Origin of the sequence: Sellimonas intestinalis, assembly GCF_001280875.1 — a bacterium.
Classification (GTDB): Bacteria; Bacillota; Clostridia; order Lachnospirales; family Lachnospiraceae; genus Sellimonas; species Sellimonas intestinalis.
Map to the genome: position 1 here is coordinate 414,096 of NZ_LGAJ01000007.1, position 22,152 is coordinate 436,247.

Below are 22,152 nucleotides of genomic sequence, written 5' to 3' on the forward strand. Positions count from 1 at the left end.
ATTGTGCACAATACTTTTAGTATAGCACAAAATCGGCGGGAAGGGGAGAAAAAAATCCCTTGGAAGATGATCGGGAAGTATCGACTTCGACTCCTTTCTGTGATATCATTATGTTTATGCAACGATAGAATAGAAAGGGGTATTCTCGTGGAAGATACGTCTGAAAATACAAGACTTTCCAATCAGATTTGTCTTGGTCTGGTCGCCCACGTAGATTCGGGGAAAACGACGTTGGCTGAAAGTATTTTATTTCAAAGCGGACGCATCCGCACCATGGGGAGGGTGGATCACAAAGATGCGTTTCTGGATACCTATGAGCTGGAAAAGAGCAGAGGAATCACGATTTTTTCCAAGCAGGCGCAGACGAATATCGGAGAGAAGCAGGTGACTCTTTTGGATACACCGGGTCATGCGGATTTCTCGGCGGAAATGGAGCGGACGCTCCAGGTGCTGGACTATGCGGTGCTTGTGATCAGCGGACCGGACGGCGTACAGGGTCAGGTGCGCACACTTTGGACATTGCTGGACCGGTACCGGATTCCGGTCTTTCTTTTTGTAAACAAAATGGATCAGCCGGGGACGGACCGGGCGAAGATTCTTCGGGGACTGAAAGAAGAGCTGGATGAACGGTGCGTGGACTTTGGAAGTGATCAGGACAAGGACCTCTTTTTGGAAAACATCGCGGTATGCGAGGACTCGCTTCTGGAGAGTTATCTGGAGACCGGAGAGATTGAGGAGGAGACGGTACGGATTCTTGTTCGTGAGAGAAAACTGTTTCCATGCTGTTTTGGGTCCGCACTGAAAATGCAGGGCGTCGAAGAATTTCTCGGGGTTCTTGATACATACATGGCGATACCGCGGTATCCGGAGAAATTCGGGGCGAAGGTCTATAAGATCGCAAGAGATCAGACAGGAATCCGGCTGTCCTATATGAAAATCACGGGAGGGACGTTACGTGTCAAAGATGTTCTTTCCGGGCAGCAAAAGGATTATCCTGATAAGACTTGGGAGGAGAAAGTTCATCAGATCCGGATTTATTCCGGATCTGCGTTTCAGAGTGTGGAGGAAACTGGGGCAGGAAGTATCTGTGCCATTGCAGGTCTTGATTCTACATGGTCCGGTGAGGGAATTGGTGTCGAACCGGATGCTCAGGTGCCAATACTGGAGCCGGTGCTTTCTTATCAGGTACTCTTTCCGGATGGAGAGGACCTCCACCTCATGCTTTTGAAACTGAGAGAGATTGAGGAGGAAGTGCCGGAGCTTCATATTGTATGGAATGAACAAACGGAAGAAATTCACGTCCAGGTCATGGGAGAAGTACAGATTGAGATTTTGCAGAACATGATTTCAGAGCGGTTCGGTGTCCGCACGGAATTCAGTTCCGGAAGTATTGTATATAAGGAAACAATCACAAAGAGAGTGGAAGGCATCGGCCATTTCGAGCCACTGCGCCATTATGCGGAGGTCCATCTGATTCTGGAGCCGGGGGAGCGGGGAAGCGGGCTGGTACTGGAGAATCAATGCAGCGATGACATGTTGGATAAAAACTGGCAGCGCCTGATTATGACCCATCTGGCGGAACGGAAACATCCGGGCGTTTTGACCGGATCGGAGATCACAGATTTGAAAGTGATATTGGCGGCCGGGAGGGCACATATAAAGCACACGGAGGGTGGTGACTTCCGGCAGGCAACGTACCGGGCGGTGCGTCAGGGACTGATGAAAGCAGAAAGTATTCTTCTGGAACCGGTGTACGATTTTGTCCTGGAAGTGCCTCAGGAAAATGTGGGTCGTGCAATGACTGATATCCAGAAGATGGGCGGTACATTTGCACCGCCGGAACAGAGCATGGACCAGACAATCCTGAGGGGGAGTGTTCCTGTATCCGAGGTTCAGGACTACCAGATGGAAGTGGTAGCATATACAAAAGGCCAGGGTCGGATGTCCTGTACACTGCGGGGGTATGAACCATGTCACAATAGCGAGGAGATTGTAGAGGCCACAGGATACTGTGCCAAGAACGATTCGGACAATCCGGCCGGATCGATATTTTGCTCCCACGGTACAGGGTTCTATGTGGAATGGGACGAGGTCGAAAAACACATGCATGTGGAACGTGTTCTGAAAGAAGAAAAGCCGGAAGTAAAAACGGAAACAACACCAAGATCTTATACGCTGACTTCCAGTTATGGGTGGGGAGATGAAAAAGAGCTGGAAGAAATTTTTAAGCGGACTTATGGGTCCGGGCAGGAGCGGAAATACGGGTACCAGAAGCAGAGGACGGCTGCTTTGGCACCGAAAACAGTTTCAGCCAGAAAAAAGGAGGAGTCAGAAGAATATCTCCTGGTGGATGGGTACAATATTATCTTTGCGTGGGAGGAACTAAAAGAGCTCTCAAAGGTGAATATTCAGGCGGCCAGGGACAAACTGATGGATATACTCAGCAATTACCAAGGGTATAAAAAGCAGACGCTAATCCTTGTTTTTGACGCATACAAAGTAGAGGGGCAGATGGGTGAAGTACAGAAATACCACAATATTTATGTCGTCTACACGAAAGAGGCGGAGACTGCGGATCAGTATATCGAAAAGACAGTACATAAGATCGGCAGGACGCATCAGGTGACGGTTGCAACCTCGGATGGTCTGGAACAGATTATTATCATGGGTGCGGGGGCAAGGAGATTGTCAGCAAAAGGGCTGAAAGAGGACATTGAGCAGGCGAACATCGATATCCGGGAAAATTATCTGGGACAGTACGAGCGAAAAGGGAAAACGTACCTTTTTGACCAGCTTTCCGAGGAGATGACTGATTTCATGGAAGAAATTCGAAAAGGACGCAAACAGTTCCAGGGTTTCAAAAAATAGTCAAAAAAGAGAAAAAGGACTGAACCAATTAAGAAAATGGTTCAGTCTTTTTAGTTTACGGTAAACTGTGCAGTAAGAGTAAATGAGAGAAACTTTGCTAATACTAAAGAAAAACCACAGTAAGGGAGGAACCGATTTATGGAAAAAAGCGTGACAGGGAGATCGCTGAGACAGTTTCAGACTTTTTTGATTCACGAAGAGAAGAGTCCGGCAACTGTCCAAAAGTATATGCGGGAATTACAGAGGCTTACCGTATTTTTAGATGGTATGAAGATTTCCAAACAGAAGATACTTGAATACCGGGAAAAACTGATGGAAATATATCAGCCTAAGACCGTCAATACCAAGCTGTCAGCAGTCAATGCGTACCTCGAATTTTCCGGGCTTTCAGCCTGTACCGTAAAACTTCTGAAAATTCAGCGGCAGGCATTTGCGGATGAGGAAAAAGAACTGTCAGAACAGGAATATCGTCGTCTTTTACAGGCGGCAAAACGTAGGTCGAATCATCGTCTGTACTATGTGATTCTTACTATTGGAGGGACTGGAATCCGGGTAAGCGAATTGAAATTTATTACAGTGGAGGCATTGAAAAACAGAAAAGTACAGATTCATTTAAAGGGGAAAGACCGTACCATTTTGCTCCCCCAAAAACTGCGGAAAAAGCTGAATCAGTATGTAAAAACACAGTCTATCCATCAGGGGCCGGTATTTCAGACCAGAAGCGGAAAACCATTGGACAGGAGCAACATCTGTCACGAGATGAAGGAGATCTGCCAGGAGGCGGACGTGGATCGAAAAAAAGTCTTTCCTCACAATCTACGGCATCTGTTCGCCCGGTGCTTTTATGCGGTGGAGAAAAATCTGGCGCTTCTGGCAGATATTCTCGGACACTCTTCGATTGAAACGACACGGATTTATGTAGCGGAGGGGGCTAGAAAACATGAACGAATCCTGAAAAAGATGCACTTAATAATCTGAAAATACCACAGAATGGTTATTTTGCGGTAGAAAATAGATACCACAGAATGGTTATTCCGTGGTAAAAAAATACATAATGAGACATCCTTATCTAGCATGTTTCATTTTAATATTATAAACGTAAGAAGTCAATAGTTTTTTTGCATACAAAGAAGCCCGTTTAAATTTTAAGAAAGCGGGCCTTTTTACCTGTACGCTTTTTTTAAAGAAAGAAGGGTGAATCGTCAGATTCAGAAGGACAAAACAAGGGAAAAGCCCTTGTTTTCTTGTTGTTTTGGGTTTGTTACCACAGAATAACCATTCTGTGGTATAGCGGACGCATAAAAAAGCAGGTGGGATGGCAAGTGAAGGAAATGATAAAATGTCTGGTTTGCAGACCAGAAAAAGTAACTTTTGGAATGAAAGAATTTCTGATCTGGGAAAGAGACCTGGATGAGAAACTGACGTGCCGCACGATTCCTTATGACACTATGGTGCTTGCCTATCCGGAAGCGTACGACGAAAAGACCGGAGAGATGACAGCGCCGGAGATTCAGGAGATTACCGGAAGTATGAAGGGGAATTTAATTATCTGGGACAGACAGCGCACGATGTTTCGGGTTGAGCTTTTCGACTACGAGGAGGACGTAGGGAGCATCTTTATGCGGCTGGCGGATCAGATTCCCTTTGCATTTCTGGGATCTACACCCTGGATGCAGATTCAGGATGATCAGGACTTTGCGGAAATGCTGAGGATGATTTCTTTATATAAGAATTTGAATCCACAATGTTATGACTGAATCGTCCTTTATCTTATATATGCGGATGCGCCAGAAACTATGATACAAACAAAGATAGCGGATTGAAAATCCGGGAAAAGGAGTGGATGCCTATGAAACTGAAGGACGGGTTGATTCTGCGGGAAGTGGCGGGGCAGTTTGTAGTGGTGCCTACGGGAAAGAGAGTGCAGGAAGTGACATCCATTGTATACATCTCTTCTTCGGGCGCATACCTTTGGGATTACATGAAAGACCATGAATTTCAAAAAGAAGATCTTGTAAAGAAGATTCTGGAACATTACACCGGGGTGACCGGAGAACAGGCGGCGGTTGATATTGAGAAATTTTTGAAGACGCTTGCCGACAACAACATTTTAGATGATGGAAAAATTCGGGGGCAGGTTTTTGTAAAAATGCCGAAAGGAACTGGGAAAGATGGGGTATGAGTTTGAATCGGCCTGCAGCAGAATGGAATGGCTGGATCCTTTCTACAAGGCAGTCTGGGAAAAAGCCTTTGTGGATGCTATTCCGATTTCCGGAACCTTTGAATTGACTCCCAGGTGTAATTTTCGCTGTCGGATGTGCTATGTTCATCTGGAACCGTCGGAAATCCCGAAATATGGGAAAGAATTGACGGCCAGGGAATGGATCCGTATAGCAAAAGGAGCCAAAGAGGCCGGGACGACATGGCTTTGCATTACCGGCGGGGAGCCGCTGATGCATCCGGAATTCAGGACGATCTGGAGAGAATTGTCGCAGATGGGATTTTTTATTACTCTTCAAACAAATGCGTCCATGATCGACGGAAAGTTTGAAAAATTGTTGGAAGCCTTTCCTCCCCGGCAAGTCAAGATCACCCTCTACGGCACCAACAATGATGTTTACGAGCAGGTCTGCCGGATTCCCGGCGGGTTTACGAAGGTAGATAGGGGGATTCAGAGGCTAAAAGAGATGAGGATTCCGATCCAGCTTGTCAGTACCATTATTCGGCAGAATGAGGAAGACGTGAAACGGATGGCGTTCTATGCCTATTGCAATCAGCTTCCATGGACAATGACGGCAGGAGTCAAATCCTCAGTTCGAGGTGCTGACAATGAAGCAGGGGATGTCCGTATTCAAGAAAGGCTGGACGAACAAAAAAAGAAAGAGATTCAATATTTGCTGAAGAACAGGCCTGTTGAGATTGAACGAAAACCATGTACCTATTGTAAAGATTACCGGATAGGCTACTGGATTACATGGAACGGAGAAATACGGTTTTGCAGCTTTATGAATGAACCGCATATCAAGATAAGAGAGCAGGCATTTCGGGAGGCGTGGGAAAAGCTGATCCGGTACGAAGAAGAATTGGACTGGCCGGAAGAATGTAAGACCTGCAAGGCACAGAAAGGATGTTTCAAATGTGCCGGGATGTTGAATGCGGAATGTGGAAGTCCGCATAAGGTGACGGAAGAGTTTTGCGACAGAGTAAAAAGATGGCTTGATGAAGGGAAAGGAGAATGGAGGATATGACACAGACAGTATATGTACCAGTGGAAGCATCGGGTGTAAATACTTATGCAGTAAATATACCATCGGGTGCTGATACAACAAGCGGATATTATCTCAGCTATAACGTTGGGGGTGAAAACTCAGGATTTACGGGCATTAGTTGGTACTTAGATAAACCTGGAAACCCGTTTTCGGGATTTCAAGGAATAAGTAATGAGCAAGACATAATCGAATATTACGAGAGCAACCAAAATTTGAATGCCGTATTTTCAACGTGGATCAATCGAGTTGGCGAGGTTGCTGTCAGTGATTTTTGCAATGATTTGATGCATGGTGAAGCATACAGTAATGGATGTATAACAATGGCTCGCTAGCGGCAAACAATATGGAAGTAAAGTATAAGATTATTGAAATAACATTTGTTTCACAATTTAGAATCCATTCATTGGATGAGAAATTTATATCAGAAAGTGAGCAGAATATAGATTTTCTAATTAAGGAGTTTGATGAGGAAGATTCGGGAAGTTTATTCAGGAAATATAAAATACAGCCTAAAGGCCAGTACATAATTACCTATGAAAAAGAAATAGCCATTGTTGATAAGGAATGGAAGACAGTACAGTGTCTGCCCCAAAATTATCAAGAATTTGAACTGTTATTACTTCAAATATTTCGAATCCACGCTGTCCAGCGACATATGATCCAATTCCACAGCTCTCTTATCGACTTTGATGGACATGGCCTGATGTTTCTTGGTCCTTCCGGGATCGGGAAGACTACCCAGGCAGAGCTGTGGCATACATATCGTGACGCTGTTATTATCAACGGCGATATTGTGTTTGTGCAGGAGACAGAAGGGAACTTCCTTGGATGGGGCACGCCATGGCATGGTTCCTCTCCTTACTGTGAAAATGCCAGTGTTCCGGTGGATGCTCTCATCATTTTAAAGCAGGCTCCCAAGAACCGGATTCGGAAACTGGAAGGTTTTGAAAAGGTCTCCGCGGTTTCCGGCAGTATCTTCTACCCTCGCTGGCTGGAAAATGGAATGGAGCTGTGCTTGGAGACGTTGAATCATTTGTTGTGTGCGCTTCCGGTTTACGAGCTGTCCTGCCGGCCGGACGAGGCGGCAGTGGAGCTGGCGGAGAAAACCGTTTTTGGCGGGGAGAGATTCTGAAGATACCATGAGTGAGATTAGACGAGTCCTTCAAAAGGTCAGGGAGGGGAAGTTAAAGCGCCTGATTACGGAACTGCTCTGGATGTATGCCTATGTGCGGAAGTACTGGCTGTTGATCGGCGTGTATATCCTTCTGGGAGCGTCCGGGTCGGTACTGTCCTTGGGAACATCCGTTGTCAGCCGGGATCTGGTAGATGCAGTGACCGGAGTGAATTCTGCTGAGATTATACAGGTTGCGGTTGTCTATGTGGGCGTCGGCGTATCACAGATTTTTATCAATGCTGTGAAAACAAGTTTATCACTGAGAGTCCGGCTGAAGGTCACAAACGAGATCCGGAGCGACATCTATCAGCAGATCCTTCAGACGAATTGGGAATCCCTGGCGAAATACCGGTCTGGTGATCTTTTATACCGGGTTAACGGGGATGCGAGTGTGGTGGCGAATACGATCCTCACCTTTCTCCCGAATGTGGTGACGACACTCATTAGCTTTGGGGGGGCATTTGTTATTGTGGTGAGACATGATCCGGTTATGGCTGCGATTGCGCTGATGGGAGCGCCGGTTTCCTTTTTGACATCCCGGTATTCTATGAGGAAGATGCGGGATTTCCAAAAAGATAATCAGGAAGTTGCCAGCAACCGGACGGTGTTTGACCAGGAAACCTTTCAGAATCTTCAGTTTATTAAAGCTTTTGGTTTGGTAGACCGGGTTATGGAAAAATTCCACAGCATCCAGAAAGAAACGGTGGCCGTGGCGCTGACGCAGAATCATTTCCAGCAGTGGACGACGATTATCACATCTCTGGTAGGACAGGCGGTAGGGTATGCATGTTACGGATTTGCGGCGTACCGGCTCTGGAAAGGAGACATCAGCTACGGTACCATGACAATGTTCGTTTCCATGGCAGGCTCTTTGCGTGGGTCATTCAGCGGGATTATCAGTCTCATGCCGACGGTGATCCGGGCGGGAATCAGTGCAGAGCGCATCATGGAGGTGACAAGTCTTCCAAGAGATTCTATGGAACAAAAAGAAGAGGCGGACGAGACCAAGCGACGAAGCCGGGAAGAAGGAATTACTCTCAAAATGGAGCATGTAGATTTTGCGTACGAAGGGAATCAATGGATTTACCAAAATGTAGAATTCTCCGCCAACCCGGGAGAGATTGTGGCTCTGATCGGGCCATCCGGTCAGGGAAAGACGACGACACTCAATCTTCTTCTGGGACTGTATCATCCACAGAAAGGCCGGATTCTTCTTGGAAATCCAGGGTGGCCTTCTATAGAAGCCTCCTCCGCCACACGTTGCCTGTTCAGCTATATTCCGCAGAATAACACTCTTTTTACCGGAACGATTGCGGATAATTTAAGAATGGTCAAGCCGGGGGCGGATGACAAGGAGATCCGGCAAGCTCTGGAAACGGCCTGTGCCTGGGAATTTGTTGAAAAGTTGGAGGACGGTATGAATACCCAGGTCCGGGAGAGAGGGAGCAGATTTTCTGAGGGACAAAAGCAGAGACTTTCGATTGCGAGAGCGTTGCTTGCGGACGCACCGGTGATGATATTGGATGAAGCCACAAGTGCTCTCGATGTGGCGACGGAACGGCGGGTACTGAGAAATATTATCAAAAAAGAACCAAATAGAACCATTCTGGTGGCGGCTCACCGGCCAAGCGTATTTTCCATGTGCAGCCGGGTGTATAAGATTGAGAACCGGGCCATGATTCAGGTAGACGAAGAAGGAATCCGCGAATTCCTCGACACATTCTGACAAATCCACAAGACAGGAGAAAGCAAGATGAGATATATACGAATACTGGTTGTGATCCTATTTATGGCAAGCCTTGGACTCTGCGGAGCCGCAAAAATCCGGGAACGTGCCGGGGAAGATCCTACGAAACCAGTGATAACAAACGAGACCGGGGAGCTTGAGATTTCCACATCCTACGAAGAAAGCGACCTGCTGGAGGGGCTGAAGGCCCAGGATGAAAAGGACGGTGATCTGACAGATCAGATCATGGTGGGCAATTTTTCCCAGTTCATCGAACCTGGAGTGTGTAATCTGTCCTATGTGGTCTTTGATTCTTCTAATCAGGCGGCCACATTGACGAGAAGGGTAAAATTTACCGACTATCAGTCGCCGGAATTTTCCCTCTCAAGCCCACTTGTATTTGCGGAGAGCAGGGAGGATAACGCTATGGATTATATTCGGGCGGGCGACCAGATTGACGGGGATATTTCAAGTCTTGTAAAACTTCTGGACAGCAGTATCAATTACCGGACCGCCGGAGATTATGAAGTCCATGTACAGGTGACAAACAGCTTGGGAGATACCGTGGAAGCAACACTTCCGGTTCACATTGTGGAGGCGTCTCGGATCAGTACGGAAATCCATCTGATACAGGGAATTGCCTACATAAAGAAAGGAGACGAATTCCACCCGGAAGATTACATTGATTATATCGAAGATATTGACGGAAATCGTCTGGATACGGACACGGTTTCCATTGCCTCCGGAGTCAACACCGCGGAGGGAGGCACTTATGAGGTGCATTATCAGACAGAAGGAGACGCAGGCAGAGGGGAGACCTGGCTGACCGTCATCGTTAGGGGATAGAAGGAGAGACACCAGATGAATGAAGCAAGAGAATTCAAGTTTGATGAGATCAGCGTCTTTTGTATCATAAGAGACCTGCTGAAGAATCTATGGGTGATTCTTCTGGCGGCAGCGGCAGCGTGGCTTGCGGTGACGGGCATGATGAGTTTCCGGTATGTACCGGAATATACGGCCCAGGCGACCATGGCGGTCAACGCAAAAGGTAGCAGCAGCGCCTACTCCTCTCTCTCCCTGACAAACCAGATGGCGGGTGTATTCAGCGAAGTCTTTGACAGCAATGTTCTGAAAAAAAAGATTGCCAAGGATCTTGGAGAGAAGTCGATTGACGAATCCATCCGGGCAAGCGTCATCGAGGAAACGAACCTCATTACCTTGCAGGTGACGAGTGAAAATCCACGACAGGCATACATGGTGATCCAGTCGGCCATTGAGAATTACGGGGAGGTATCGGATTATCTGTTTTCCAATGCAACCCTTCGAATTGTGCAGGAGCCGGCGGTTCCTTACGCACCGTCCAATACGATGAATATTTCCCGGATACAGAAGATCGCCGGACTGTTTGGAGCGGCAGCAGTTGCCGGAGCCATTGTTCTGTTATCCGTTCTGCGGTTTACAGTCAAGACAAGAGAAGGCGGCAAGCGCAGCCTGGACGGCCGGATTCTGGAGGTGATTCCTTACGAGCGGAAGAATAAGACGGTCCGGGGAGTACTGAAAAAGCTGAACAAATCCATTCTCATTTCGTCCGCACTGGTCAGCATGTCTTTTTGTGAGGCGGTCCGCAAAACGGCGACACGTCTGGATCATCATATGCAACGTAGAGAGCAGAAAGTTCTGATTGTCACGAGCGTGTCCGAGAACGAGGGGAAATCTTCAGTGGCAGCAAATCTGGCGCTTGCTTTGGCGGAGAAAGGCAGAAAAGTGCTTCTGATCGACGTGGATCTGAAGAAACCTGCTCTTTATAAGGTGTTTGAAAAACAGCAGGAAAACCGGAAATATCTTTCCGATTACCTGGAGAAAAAGGCGGGTGTCAAGGACGTGCTCTTCTACGAGAAGAAAGAACGGATTTACACCGTGTTTCAGAAAAAGGGTATTCACAATGCGGCAAAGTATCTGGATTCACCAGAGATGGGTGCGCTCATTGACGCAGGCCGGAAAAAAATGGATTACGTGATTTTGGACACACCGCCCATGTCCGTCTCCAGCGATGCGGAGCTGATGCTGAAAATGGCTGACAATGCGGTACTGATTGTACGTCAGGACTGGACTGATGTACGGGCAACAAACGATGCTTCCGACACCATCCGTCAGACGGGCGTTGATTTCACAGGCTTTATTCTAAACGCTTTTTTCAGAGAAAATTTGTGGAATTCGTTTCGGGAGCACTCTTATTACGGCTACAGCAGAAACGATGACAGCGGGGAGGTGTAAGGATGGCAGAGAAAAATGGATATCAAAAGGTGGACTCGGGCTCATACCGGAAACTCGATGGGGATGACGTTATCGATTTGGGGACCTTGTTTTGGAACATCATCCAGGGGTTTCTGAAATTCTGGTGGCTCGTGATTCTGCTTATGGCCATCGGAGCAGGTGCATTTTATCTGAAAGCGTCCCGGATCTTTTATATGCCGATGTACCAATCGTCCGCCACTTTCACCGTGCTGACGGGTGGAGCGTCCACGGCGGATTCCGGTAACGGTACGTACAACTTTTATTATGACACGACAACGGCGGGGCAGCTTGCCAGGACCTTTCCTTACATTCTGAGCAGCAGCCTTCTGACGGATGCTATCAAGGAAGATCTGGGAGTCGAGGCGGTCAACGGCAGCATTTCCGCCCAGGCTATCTCCGAGTCCAACATGATTACCATGAGCGTGATAAGTCAGAGTCCGGAAGATGCCAAAGCCATTCTGGAGTCTGCCATCAAGGTGTACCCGGATATTGCCAGGTTTGTCATCGGAGATACGAGATTCAACATCATCGACGAGCCTACAATGCCGGATGAGCCGTACAACAAACCGAGCTACCGGGCACAGATCAAAAAGGGCGGACTCTACGGTGCGGGAGCAGGAATTCTTCTGATCTGTCTGTATGCTTTTTTTAAGAAAACGGTGCAGAAGCCGGAGGAATTAAAAAGCGCTATGAGCCTGACCTGTATCGCCAATATTCCAGAGGCGCCAAGGAAGCTTCGGAAGCAGAAAGATCAGAGATGGATAAGGATGAAAGACGATCGCACGCCCCAGGCATTTAAGGAAAATATTCAAAGTCTGCAGATCCGGATTTCCAGGGAACTGGAGGAACGGGGCGGAAAGCTTCTTCTGATTACCAGTACCATGCCGGAAGAAGGGAAATCCACGCTGGCCTATAATCTGGCGGCAGCGGCGGCTTCCCATGGGGTGAAAGTTCTCTTTGTGGACGCAGATCTCAGAAAACAGGAAGACCGGAAACATTTGACAGGGGAAATCGGAAGAGGGCTGGCCTCCGTGGTGACTGGAAAATGTACATTAGAAGAAGCGGTACGAAACGAGGAAGAAACCGGGATTGACTTCCTGGGGGGCAGCCGCCCGATCAAAAAGGTCCAGCAGATCCTCAATCACAGTCGTTTTGAGGCAGTGTTGCAGGAGATGAAAGAGAGATGGGATTTGATTATTCTGGACGCCCCTCCTGCGGAAATGTTTGAGGACGCCAGTATTTTAGCGGAGCGTGCGGACGGCATTTTGTATATCATTCGTTATGACATGGTGCAGAAACGCCGGATACTGGATTGTATCCAGGGACTCGAAGACGCAAAAGCGCCGCTCCTTGGTTATGCGTTTAACGGTATTCCGGTTCACCGTGGCGGCTACGGATATTATGGATATGGAAGGTACGGCTACGGTTATTATGGCTACGGCTCTTACAGTTACGAAGACCGAAAAAAGAGGGGAGCACATGATTGATCTGCACACTCATCTGCTTCCCGGTCTGGACGACGGCGCAAGATCCTGGGAGGAGGCGTCGGAAATGGCACAGACTGCGGCAGAGTCTGGAATCAGTGTTGCCGCAGCCACCTGTCACGCGAATCTTCCAGGAAGAGAGACGTCAGGTCTGGTAAGAGAATACCGAAAACGTCTTGAGAAACTAAAAGAATTACTCAGAAAGTATCGGACTCCATTGGAGCTGGTGGAGGGGATGGAAATCATGGACGGACCCGAGCTGATCCGGAAATTGAAGCGGGGTGATCTGCTGACAATCAACCAGACCAGATATGTGCTTGTAGAAGTTTTGCCAGACGCCCCGGCTTGGCAGGTATACCGGATGCTGGATCACCTGCTGGAAGAAGAATACTATCCTGTTCTGGCACATCCGGAGCGTTACCGCTGCGTACAAAAGACACCAGCTCACACGAAAGAGTGGGCGGATATGGGATGCACCCTCCAGATCGACAAAGGGAGCATCTTCGGCAGGTTTGGGGAAGCGGCTATGATTACCGCAGAATATCTTTTGCAGAGAAGACTCGCTCATCTGGCGGCCTCCGACGCTCATCGGGCGGATTACCGTACAATGGAGCTGGCGGCTCTGCGGGATTTTCTGGGAAGACACTATGGTAGCGAATGTCCGGAGCTGTTGTTAAGAGAAAATCCAGGAAGGATACTGAGGGGAAAAGCTGTGATCCGGCTGTAACAAGAAAGGATAGAGATCATGTACAAGAAACATTCTAAGGGATGGTTAAAACACAGCGATTTTGTCCTGCTGGACCTGATCTGTATGCAGGCAGCATTTATCATTGCCTATCTGCTGAGGCATAAGTCTGGAAATCCATACGAAACACAACTGTATCTGAATATGGCGATCTTTCTGGAAATGGCGGATATTGTTGTACTTTTTTTCTTTGAAACATTCAAAAGTGTCCTGAAAAGAGGATATTATATGGAATTTGCCAAGACGCTGAAACACGTTGTACTGGTGACGCTGTTGGCGGTTCTCTATTTATTCACCATACAGGAAAGCGGCAATTTCTCCCGTATCGTACTTTATCTGACAGGAAGCATCTATCTGTTCCTGACGTATGCGGTGCGACTGCTTTGGAAGAGACGACTACGAAAGAAAATGAAAGAGGGCGGCGACCGGTCGCTCCTGATTGTGACAACAGACCGGGCTTCTCTCGACGTCGTACTGAGTATCCGGAACCACAATTACGAAATGTATAACCTGGCGGGACTGGTCATTGCAGACCGTAATATCGTAGGTCAGGAGGTGGGTGGGATTCCCGTGGTGGCAAACGTAGATACTGCGCCGGAGTACGTGTGCCGTGCCTGGATCGATGAAGTGCTTCTGATTCCGGGGGATGACGAAACGCTGCCCCAAAGTCTGGTGGACAAGCTGGTGGAAACTGGAGTCACAGTACATTTCCACATTTCCCAGGCAGAAAATAAGGTGGGAAAACGGCCGTTGGTCGAGAAAGTAGGAGAATATCTGGTACTTACAACCAGCATCAATTATACGACAGATAAGCAGGCATTTCTAAAACGGTGTCTGGATATCCTGGGAGGATTGACCGGGTGTGTTCTGACAGGAATTCTGTTTCTGATCATTGCGCCGATGATCTACATTCAGTCACCGGGACCCGTTTTCTTCTCCCAGATCAGGGTAGGAAAAAACGGAAAAAGATTTAAGATGTATAAATTCCGAAGTATGTATCTTGATGCTGAGGAACGAAAACAGGAACTGATGAAAGAAAACCGTGTCAAAGACGGCATGATGTTTAAAGTGGATTTTGATACAAGAATCATTGGAAACAAAATTCTGCCCGACGGCAGGAAAAAGACCGGAATCGGAAATTTCATCCGGGTGACGTCGATTGACGAGTTCCCACAGTTTTTCAACGTGCTGAAAGGGGATATGTCGCTTGTGGGGACACGACCGCCGACGCTGGATGAATGGGAAAAATACGAACTGCACCACCGGGCAAGACTTGCCATCAAACCCGGAATCACCGGAATGTGGCAGGTAAGCGGAAGAAGCGAGATCACGGACTTCGAGGAAGTCGTCCGGCTGGATACGAACTACATCACGGAATGGAGCGTGGGGATGGATTTCAGGATCCTTTTCAAGACAGTGCTGGCGGTGGTGAAAAAAGAAGGGTCGATGTGATGGGGAAAAGAGAAAAGGAATCCATGCAGGAAAATAGAATACAGCATATCTTTCTGGTCGGGGCAAAGTCATTAGGTGCATATGGCGGTTACGAGACTTTCATTAATAAATTGACTGAATATCATCAGAACAATGAAAGGATCCAATATCATGTAGCATGTAAAGCAAATGGCGATGGTTGCATGAATCCTCATAAAACAGAGAATGCACAGATAATTAACAGTCAAGAATTTAAATACCATAATGCCCGTTGCTTCAGAATAAAAATCCCGGAAAAGCTGGGACCGGCTCAAGCGATATATTACGATGTAGCTGCATTAAAGGAGTGTTGTAAGATCATCAGACGAGATCATATTCAAAATCCGATCGTCTATATTATGGCGTGTCGCATTGGACCTTTTGCAGAACATTTTTATCGGGAAATTCATAAACTGGGTGGAAAGATATACTTAAATCCAGATGGACATGAGTGGAAAAGAGCGAAGTGGCCGGCGTTTGTACGAAAATACTGGAAGGTATCAGAAAGCATGATGGTAAAGTGGTCGGATTTAGTCATCTGTGACAGCAAAACCATTGAGAAATATATCCATATATGTTACGACGGAAAAGGAATAAAAGGAAGGGATCCGAGGACAATATTTATCGCTTATGGCGCGGAAACCAGAAAAAGTAAGCTGTCAGATGCCGACCCCGTTTTCAAAGACTGGTGTTCTGAAAAGGGAGTGAAACCATTCGAATACTATTTGGTAGTTGGACGATTCGTACCGGAAAACAACTACGAAATAATGATTCGGGAATTTATGCACAGCCACAGTAAAAAAAATTTTGCTATTGTCACCAATGTGAATAAAAAGTTTTTAGATGAATTGGAACAGAAACTTCATTTTAAGAACGATAAGCGAATCAAGTTTGTCGGAACAGTATATAACCAGGAATTACTAATGAAAATCAGAGAAAACGCATACGGGTATTTCCATGGGCATGAGGTTGGGGGAACGAATCCAAGCCTTTTAGAAGCACTTGGTAGTACGAAGCTGAATTTATTGTTGGATGTTGGATTTAATCGTGAGGTTGCAGAGGGTAATGCTCTTTATTGGACCAAAGAAAATGGAAATTTGTCCGGATTAATTGAAAATGCAGATGAAATGACATTTGAAAAGATTGAAGAGTTTGGCCGCAAGGCAAAAGAACGCATAGCACAAAATTATAGCTGGCAAGATATCGTGGATCAGTATGAAGAGATATTTCTAACACAAAAGGAAAGAATAAAATGAGAATTTTACATTATGCATTAGGCTTTCCACCATGGCGGACAGGTGGCCTGACAAAATATTGTGTTGATCTTATGCTGACACAAAAAGAACAGGGATATGAAGTCGCGCTATTATGGCCCGGGCGGATAGGATTAATAGATAAAAGAGTGCGTATTCGAAAGAGAGAAAATTGGAAAGAAATTGGAAGTTACGAATTGGTAAATCCGTTGCCGATAGCTTTAGATGAGGGTATTTTAAACTGTTCTGCGTATACGGCTGCGGTTGATTTGAAGGTTTACGCTCGGTTTTTAGAAGATTTTCGGCCTGATACCATTCATATTCATACGTGGATGGGGTTACATAGAGAGTTTTTAGAGGTAACAGAAGAGATGGGGATTCGTACTGTGTTTACCAGCCATGACTACTATGGTCTTTGTCCCAAGGTCACGTTATTTCATGGAGGGATGACCTGTGACGAGGATCACAACTGTGCGGACTGTGTGCGATGTAATCAAACTGCACTTAGTTTGAAAAAGATTACACTCATGCAATCTCCTCTATATCGTCGATTGAAAAACACCCATTTACTAATAAAGATACGTCAAAAACACCGGAAGGAATTTTTTGAAGAATCGTCAGATCGGGGATGTAGAGTTACCGATGGAAATGCCGCAGAGTATCGGAAACTGCGGGAATATTATATTTCTATGCTCGAAAAGATAAGCTTTATTCATTTTAACAGTACGGTAGCAGAACAGATATATCGTAGATATATGACTCCGAAAGATAGTGCGGTGATTTCGATTACTCATAGGGATATTAAAGATCATCGGAAGAAAAAAAAGTTTGACCATGAAACTCTTAGACTAACCTATCTTGGCCCTGCAAAACCATTTAAGGGGTTCCCATATTTGATTAAGACATTGGATGAATTATGGGCAGATGATGTTAAAAATTTTGAATTACATATTTACTCTTCAACTTCGGTTACTCGTCCCTATATTACGGTGAGACAGGAGGGGTATCTATATGGCCAGCTTGAGGAAATATTTGGTGATACAGATTTACTGGTCGTACCAAGCCGATGTTATGAGACTTTTGGGTTTACTGTTTTAGAAGCATTGAGTTATGGAGTGCCGGTTCTTGTCAGTGAAAATGTAGGGGCCAAAGATTTATTAGATTCAGAATTTATATATTCGGATCTCAAAACAAGTCTTAAAGATATTATAATGGATAGACAAATTTTGATATATGAAAATATGCGAATATTATCCATGAAACTTCTATTGCAAGATGTTACAAAAATATATAAGGAGAATTTGAAATGAGTATTCCCAAAATAATACACTACTGTTGGTTTGGACCAAACCCCATTCCTAAAAATGAGCAGATATATATAGAAAACTGGCAAGTGAAACTACCGGAATATCGGTTTGTGTTCTGGAATGAAGAAAGTTTTGATGTGCAAAGTGTAAGATATGTAAAACAGGCATATGATCAGGGAAAGTATGCCTTTGTTTCTGATTATGTAAGGATTTATGCATTAAATAAATATGGTGGAATTTATTTAGATACGGACGTAGAAGTTTTAAAAGATTTCTCACCATTTTTAGATCATAACACTTTTCTGGGTTTTGAAAATCGAACGATGGTCGGGACAGGGATAATTGGAACACAAAAAAATAATCCTCTTTTTTTGAAATTGCTAAGATATTATAATTCTCACGATTTTATTAATAAAAATGGAGTGGCAGATACTACAACAAATGTAAAGATATTAAATAAACTATTAGTCGAAAAAGGCCTCACTCCACGAAACAGTAAGCAAATAGTCTCGGGAATCCATATTTATGACAGAAGTGTTTTTTGTCCCAAAAAAAAGAATGAAAATGAGTTTCTTATTTCCAAAGATAGTGTCACTATTCATCATTTTGATGCTAGTTGGCTTACTGAAAGAGAAAGAAAACGTGGGAATAGTTTAATATGGAGAAATATCTTCCGCCCGTTTCTAAGAAATGCAAGAAATTTTTTAGAAAATGTGATTGGGGAAGAACGTACAAAGCTATTCGAGGCAAAACTGCGCGACAAAATAAAATAAACCATAAGATTAAAAGAGAGGTTTTTTTATGCAAATCCAATATAAATGGGATAAAAGACATTCAAAGATATTACATGAATATTTATCTATATTAAAAGATAGGCAAATAGAGTACTTTATTTTGAGAAATTATGAAGGATTACCTGAAAAAAACGAATCAAAAGATGTTGATATAATAATAAATCCTAATAAGTATAGAAGTGCGGCAGAGTTGTTTATTAAAGTATTAAAAGAAAACAATGTTCCAAATTATTATGTTGTTCAATTTGAAAGAGCACATTGTTGGATTGGGTTAGATCTTTCTTCTGATTTTTATATTCATGTAGATCTTATAGCCGGATATCTAAATAAAGGATTTGAAATTTTTGACTTTCACGAACTTTACAAAAATACGATTGAATATCACGGCTATACAGTATTGAGCCCATCTTATGATATAGTAATGCTTTTGCTATATAAAGTGATAGGATGCAGAGAACTAAAAAAGAAATATAGAGATAAAATATCGGAAAGATTTTTGCAAAATCGATTACATATCCTTAAAATCTTAGAAAAAGTGTTTGATAAAAATATGGCAGATATAATATGTGCTCATTTAGACCAGTCTGATTTTGAATGGATCATTCAAAATGCACGATGCCTTTCCAAACACTCGAAGGTCAATGCGTTTAAGAAAAGACCGATATACACAACCAGAAATGTTATCAGTTTTTTTAAAGAAAAGGTATATCGTATTGCTGTTTGTCCCCGTAAGATAAGAAAAATGATAGCTGTGGAGGCACCGGATGGAACAGGAAAGACAACATTTATCGATCTATTAGCAGTAAAGTTAGCAGAATGTTTTGTTACGGATATCTCAAAAGTACATATCTATCATTTTAGACCTACGCTTATTCCCAATTTGGGCGAATTAGGTGAGAGAGCAGGCATAATGGAACAGGATAAGGAATTTACAAAACCGCATAGAGGGAAAAAAACAAATACAGTTAGTTCATTAATAAGAATCATATACTATACGGTTGATTATATTTTGGGTGGATTTGTAAATATACGAAAAGATGTTCAGTTTGATAAATTTACAGTTTTTGATAGATACGCCTATGATTTTTTAGTAGATCCGAAAAGATCAAAAATAAACTTACCATTTCAAATAAGAAGGTTTTTTTGCAGAATTGTTCCACAGCCTCAAATTACTTTTGTGTTAAATGCTGATCCTACTGTCGTCTTTTCTAGGAAGCAAGAGTTAACATTAAATGAAATAAAGCGTCAGATGATAGAATTTAATAAATTAAAGGATATAGCAAAAGGATATGTAAAGTTAGATGCAAATAAGACACCAGAAGAAATTACGGATCAGGCCCTATCTGTTATAATTGATTACTATACTAATAAAACGAATGATTATATAGCATAAAAGAAGGATAGAGGAAATGCATAATATATTAGTGAGTGCATATGGATGTGAGCCCTTTGTTGGTTCCGAAGCTGGAGTAGGATGGAACTGGGTATTGCAAATGGCGAAAAATAATCGGTTGCATGTGATTACAAGAGAAAATAATAGAGAAAAAATTGAAATAAATTTACCAGTGAACTTAAGAAAAAATATTAAATTCTATTATTATGATGCTCCGGCATATATTAGAAAACTAAAGCGTAGAGAAAAGGGACTTTATTTGTATTATACAATATGGCAATTCAATATAATTAAAATTATAAGAAAAATTATAGAAACAAATGATATTGATTATACCATGCATTTAAGTTTCGGAAGTTTCTGGATGCCTACATTTTTGCCTTTTTTTAAAACTCCATTTATATGGGGACCGTTAGGCGGTGGGGATTGTGTCCCTAAAAGTTTTTTAAATACATTACCTTTAAAGGATCATTTGGTCCAATCATTCCGGTATTTTTTGAAAAAAAGCGCATTTATAAATCCATTAGTGGCGTATCCTTCCAAAAAAGCGGCGGCAATATTAGTAAGAACCTTTGATTCAGCATAAACTATTCCGGACAAATATAAAGATAAAGTTCATATTGTACTTGAGACAGCAATAGAGGAAGAAATATTTAGCCTGCACAATCAATGTGAAAAATCAGATGTAACAGAATTAATATACACAGGACGTCTGATCCCGATTAAAAATGTAATGTCTCTTGTAAAAACTGTAAAATTATTACCAGATTGTAATATTCATCTCACATTAGTTGGGAGAGGAAATGAAAAAGATCATCTTATTTCTTTTATAAACGAAAATGGTCTTCAGAAAAAAGTGACAATACTGGATGAAGTTCCCAGAACCAAGGTCCTGGAATTGCTATCTCAAGCAGATATTTATTTATTTCCAAGTTTGCATGAAGGTGGTTCCTGGGCTCTTATGGAAGCCATGGCACTGGGGCTGCCTGTAATATGTCTGGATTGCACAGGGATGCACACAATTACAAATGACCAATGTGCCATTAGAATTAAACCACATGGGTCAAAAAAGTTTGTACAAGATATGGCAAAAGCAATTCAGTATTTGATAGACCATCCTGATATTCGGAGAATGATGGGAGAAAATGGCCGCAAAAGAATATGGGATAATTTCAGATGGAAAGACAAAAGCATATTTATAGAGCGGATACTTACTGTATTAGACGAGGTAGTGATGAAAGAGTGATATGAATGTTCAAAATAGGTATATACTAAAAAATAATATTGATACAGCGTCGATGCCATTATTTTTTACTTTTACAAATCGTGAAGGAAAAATGTGGAGTATCCCCTACAAAAACACATCCATTGGCTTTGAAATTTATGAACCATCGGGGAAGAAAGGGATACTATTAAAAAAATATAATTGTCTTTTAAAGAGCTCAGTTTTTAGACTGTTTTTTAAAATAGAATTAGAAAGGATTGAGCTAACTGATTCACTTATGAATATCCTACAAAGATATTATGGTGAGAATTTTGAATACTCAATTTTTTATGGAACTCCTTCTGTAGACCAGAAGATTACGATTCAAATCTATAGAGGAAACAGCATATTAGGTTACTGTAAAATTGGACAATCAATGAAAGTACAGAAGTTATTTGAATATGAAGCTTCCATGCTTGAGTTTTTGAATAAAAAGGGAGTCAAAAATATTCCAAAGAAAACATTTGAAGGCAGAGTTGGGAAAGAAAACGTTTTTTTGCAGTCTACGCAAAAGCAAAAAGGTGCCAGAACTCTACATAGTTTTGGAAAGCATCATAGAATCTTTATTCAAGAGCTTTACACAAAAACTCACGAAAAATGTAAATTTGAAAACACGAGACTATACAAATATATTGAGTTTCTTAATAAAAATACGGGTAAATTGGATGTAATCTACCGTAAAAGCATATTAAAAGCGGTGAAAAGTATTATGGACGTGTATTCGAACCAATTAGTTGATTGGGGATGTGTACACGGAGATTTTACGCCGTGGAATACCTGTATAAATAAAAATATTTTTTTTGTCTTTGATTTTGAGTATTCTCTTAAAAATGCACCTTCTGATTTCGATTATTGGCATTTTGTTTTGCAGACTCTTATATATGAGAAAAAATTATCTTATGATAAGATTATCAACTATATAAAAAATTTATTTTCCGTAACTGCTTTTAAAGAGGAAACGATTAGAAATTTGATTTTATATTTACTTTATATAATAAGTTTCTATTTGATGAGAGGAGGTAGTGGAGATTTGGAAATAGCAGGTTTTAGAGCTAGGATCCTTTTAGGAGTAATGGAACTAGAAAAGAGATTAGAAGAGGAGCAATAATT

20 protein-coding genes are annotated in these 22,152 nt (G+C 43.3%); all 20 read left to right on the plus strand.

Annotated features, from left to right (window positions below; translation table 11 throughout):
• Positions 1 to 147 precede the first annotated feature (147 nt).
• The 20 genes from AOA56_RS09410 to AOA56_RS09505 all read left to right on the plus strand — a co-directional run bounded on the left by AOA56_RS09410 (position 148) and on the right by AOA56_RS09505 (position 22,150).
• Positions 148 to 2,868, plus strand: coding sequence for a translation factor GTPase family protein (locus AOA56_RS09410; protein WP_053769506.1), 2,721 nt, complete (start codon positions 148 to 150; stop codon positions 2,866 to 2,868).
• 138 nt (positions 2,869 to 3,006) lie between these two features.
• Positions 3,007 to 3,846, plus strand: a complete 840-nt coding sequence (locus AOA56_RS09415; RefSeq protein ID WP_024733516.1) for a tyrosine-type recombinase/integrase — start codon at positions 3,007 to 3,009, stop codon at positions 3,844 to 3,846.
• 344 nt (positions 3,847 to 4,190) lie between these two features.
• The gene (locus AOA56_RS09420; RefSeq protein WP_048620920.1) at positions 4,191 to 4,625 is read left to right on the plus strand and encodes a hypothetical protein; all 435 of its coding nucleotides are present in this window, start codon (positions 4,191 to 4,193) and stop codon (positions 4,623 to 4,625) included.
• Positions 4,626 to 4,717: 92 nt separating this feature from the next.
• Positions 4,718 to 5,050, plus strand: a complete 333-nt coding sequence (locus AOA56_RS09425) for a PqqD family protein (RefSeq protein ID WP_048620919.1) — start codon at positions 4,718 to 4,720, stop codon at positions 5,048 to 5,050.
• The gene (locus AOA56_RS09430) at positions 5,040 to 6,116 is read left to right on the plus strand and encodes a radical SAM protein (RefSeq protein WP_053769507.1); all 1,077 of its coding nucleotides are present in this window, start codon (positions 5,040 to 5,042) and stop codon (positions 6,114 to 6,116) included. Before AOA56_RS09425 ends, AOA56_RS09430 begins: the two co-directional genes overlap by 11 nt.
• Complete coding sequence (locus tag AOA56_RS09435; RefSeq protein ID WP_024733512.1) at positions 6,113 to 6,469, plus strand: hypothetical protein; 357 nt, start codon at positions 6,113 to 6,115, stop codon at positions 6,467 to 6,469. The genes AOA56_RS09430 and AOA56_RS09435 overlap by 4 nt, the downstream gene beginning before the upstream one ends.
• Before the next feature lie 11 nt (positions 6,470 to 6,480).
• Positions 6,481 to 7,269 (plus strand): hypothetical protein, encoded by a 789-nt coding sequence (locus tag AOA56_RS09440; protein ID WP_024733511.1) that lies wholly within the window; start codon positions 6,481 to 6,483, stop codon positions 7,267 to 7,269.
• A gap of 7 nt (positions 7,270 to 7,276) precedes the next feature.
• Positions 7,277 to 9,037: an ABC transporter ATP-binding protein gene (locus AOA56_RS09445; protein ID WP_053769537.1), complete on the plus strand. Its 1,761-nt coding sequence runs from the start codon at positions 7,277 to 7,279 to the stop codon at positions 9,035 to 9,037.
• Positions 9,038 to 9,064: 27 nt separating this feature from the next.
• The gene (locus AOA56_RS09450) at positions 9,065 to 9,883 is read left to right on the plus strand and encodes a bacterial Ig-like domain-containing protein (RefSeq protein ID WP_024733509.1); all 819 of its coding nucleotides are present in this window, start codon (positions 9,065 to 9,067) and stop codon (positions 9,881 to 9,883) included.
• Positions 9,884 to 9,898: 15 nt separating this feature from the next.
• Positions 9,899 to 11,311: a polysaccharide biosynthesis tyrosine autokinase gene (locus AOA56_RS09455; RefSeq protein ID WP_024733508.1), complete on the plus strand. Its 1,413-nt coding sequence runs from the start codon at positions 9,899 to 9,901 to the stop codon at positions 11,309 to 11,311.
• 2 nt (positions 11,312 to 11,313) lie between these two features.
• The gene (locus AOA56_RS09460) at positions 11,314 to 12,819 is read left to right on the plus strand and encodes a tyrosine-protein kinase domain-containing protein (protein WP_053769508.1); all 1,506 of its coding nucleotides are present in this window, start codon (positions 11,314 to 11,316) and stop codon (positions 12,817 to 12,819) included.
• Complete coding sequence (locus AOA56_RS09465; RefSeq protein ID WP_024733506.1) at positions 12,812 to 13,543, plus strand: tyrosine-protein phosphatase; 732 nt, start codon at positions 12,812 to 12,814, stop codon at positions 13,541 to 13,543. The genes AOA56_RS09460 and AOA56_RS09465 overlap by 8 nt, the downstream gene beginning before the upstream one ends.
• 18 nt (positions 13,544 to 13,561) lie before the next feature.
• On the plus strand, positions 13,562 to 15,013 hold the full coding sequence (locus AOA56_RS09470; RefSeq protein ID WP_053769509.1) for a sugar transferase: 1,452 nt from the start codon (positions 13,562 to 13,564) through the stop codon (positions 15,011 to 15,013).
• On the plus strand, positions 15,013 to 16,287 hold the full coding sequence (cps2T, locus tag AOA56_RS09475) for a beta 1-4 rhamnosyltransferase Cps2T (RefSeq protein ID WP_051411925.1): 1,275 nt from the start codon (positions 15,013 to 15,015) through the stop codon (positions 16,285 to 16,287). The genes AOA56_RS09470 and cps2T overlap by 1 nt, the downstream gene beginning before the upstream one ends.
• Entirely contained in the window at positions 16,284 to 17,594 is a 1,311-nt protein-coding gene (locus tag AOA56_RS09480; RefSeq protein WP_053769510.1) for a glycosyltransferase, read from the plus strand. The genes cps2T and AOA56_RS09480 overlap by 4 nt, the downstream gene beginning before the upstream one ends.
• Positions 17,591 to 18,364 carry a glycosyltransferase family 32 protein gene (locus tag AOA56_RS09485; protein ID WP_053769511.1) on the plus strand — a complete coding sequence of 258 codons (774 nt, stop codon included), beginning with the start codon at positions 17,591 to 17,593 and terminating at the stop codon, positions 18,362 to 18,364. Before AOA56_RS09480 ends, AOA56_RS09485 begins: the two co-directional genes overlap by 4 nt.
• Before the next feature lie 28 nt (positions 18,365 to 18,392).
• Positions 18,393 to 19,778 carry a nucleoside/nucleotide kinase family protein gene (locus AOA56_RS09490; protein WP_053769512.1) on the plus strand — a complete coding sequence of 462 codons (1,386 nt, stop codon included), beginning with the start codon at positions 18,393 to 18,395 and terminating at the stop codon, positions 19,776 to 19,778.
• 16 nt (positions 19,779 to 19,794) lie between these two features.
• Positions 19,795 to 20,364, plus strand: coding sequence for a hypothetical protein (locus AOA56_RS09495; protein WP_053769513.1), 570 nt, complete (start codon positions 19,795 to 19,797; stop codon positions 20,362 to 20,364).
• Between the two features lie 72 nt (positions 20,365 to 20,436).
• Positions 20,437 to 21,024 carry a glycosyltransferase family 4 protein gene (locus AOA56_RS09500; RefSeq protein ID WP_278277147.1) on the plus strand — a complete coding sequence of 196 codons (588 nt, stop codon included), beginning with the start codon at positions 20,437 to 20,439 and terminating at the stop codon, positions 21,022 to 21,024.
• A 1-nt stretch (position 21,025) separates the two neighbouring features.
• Positions 21,026 to 22,150 (plus strand): hypothetical protein, encoded by a 1,125-nt coding sequence (locus AOA56_RS09505; RefSeq protein WP_053769515.1) that lies wholly within the window; start codon positions 21,026 to 21,028, stop codon positions 22,148 to 22,150.
• The last annotated feature ends 2 nt before the right edge of the window (positions 22,151 to 22,152 follow it).

Bases quoted from the DNA above. Each gene is read 5' to 3' on its own strand.
- AOA56_RS09455 (WP_024733508.1), top strand. From the start codon at position 9,899: ATGAATGAAGCAAGAGAATTCAAGTTTGATGAGATCAGCGTCTTTTGT.
- AOA56_RS09445 (WP_053769537.1), top strand. From the start codon at position 7,277: ATGAGTGAGATTAGACGAGTCCTTCAAAAGGTCAGGGAGGGGAAGTTA.
- AOA56_RS09490 (WP_053769512.1), top strand. From the start codon at position 18,393: ATGCAAATCCAATATAAATGGGATAAAAGACATTCAAAGATATTACAT.
- AOA56_RS09440 (WP_024733511.1), top strand. From the start codon at position 6,481: ATGGAAGTAAAGTATAAGATTATTGAAATAACATTTGTTTCACAATTT.
- AOA56_RS09435 (WP_024733512.1), top strand. From the start codon at position 6,113: ATGACACAGACAGTATATGTACCAGTGGAAGCATCGGGTGTAAATACT.
- AOA56_RS09460 (WP_053769508.1), top strand. From the start codon at position 11,314: ATGGCAGAGAAAAATGGATATCAAAAGGTGGACTCGGGCTCATACCGG.
- AOA56_RS09465 (WP_024733506.1), top strand. From the start codon at position 12,812: ATGATTGATCTGCACACTCATCTGCTTCCCGGTCTGGACGACGGCGCA.
- AOA56_RS09430 (WP_053769507.1), top strand. From the start codon at position 5,040: ATGGGGTATGAGTTTGAATCGGCCTGCAGCAGAATGGAATGGCTGGAT.
- AOA56_RS09495 (WP_053769513.1), top strand. From the start codon at position 19,795: ATGCATAATATATTAGTGAGTGCATATGGATGTGAGCCCTTTGTTGGT.
- AOA56_RS09450 (WP_024733509.1), top strand. From the start codon at position 9,065: ATGAGATATATACGAATACTGGTTGTGATCCTATTTATGGCAAGCCTT.
- AOA56_RS09505 (WP_053769515.1), top strand. From the start codon at position 21,026: ATGAATGTTCAAAATAGGTATATACTAAAAAATAATATTGATACAGCG.
- cps2T (WP_051411925.1), top strand. From the start codon at position 15,013: ATGGGGAAAAGAGAAAAGGAATCCATGCAGGAAAATAGAATACAGCAT.
- AOA56_RS09480 (WP_053769510.1), top strand. From the start codon at position 16,284: ATGAGAATTTTACATTATGCATTAGGCTTTCCACCATGGCGGACAGGT.
- AOA56_RS09470 (WP_053769509.1), top strand. From the start codon at position 13,562: ATGTACAAGAAACATTCTAAGGGATGGTTAAAACACAGCGATTTTGTC.
- AOA56_RS09485 (WP_053769511.1), top strand. From the start codon at position 17,591: ATGAGTATTCCCAAAATAATACACTACTGTTGGTTTGGACCAAACCCC.
- AOA56_RS09415 (WP_024733516.1), top strand. From the start codon at position 3,007: ATGGAAAAAAGCGTGACAGGGAGATCGCTGAGACAGTTTCAGACTTTT.
- AOA56_RS09425 (WP_048620919.1), top strand. From the start codon at position 4,718: ATGAAACTGAAGGACGGGTTGATTCTGCGGGAAGTGGCGGGGCAGTTT.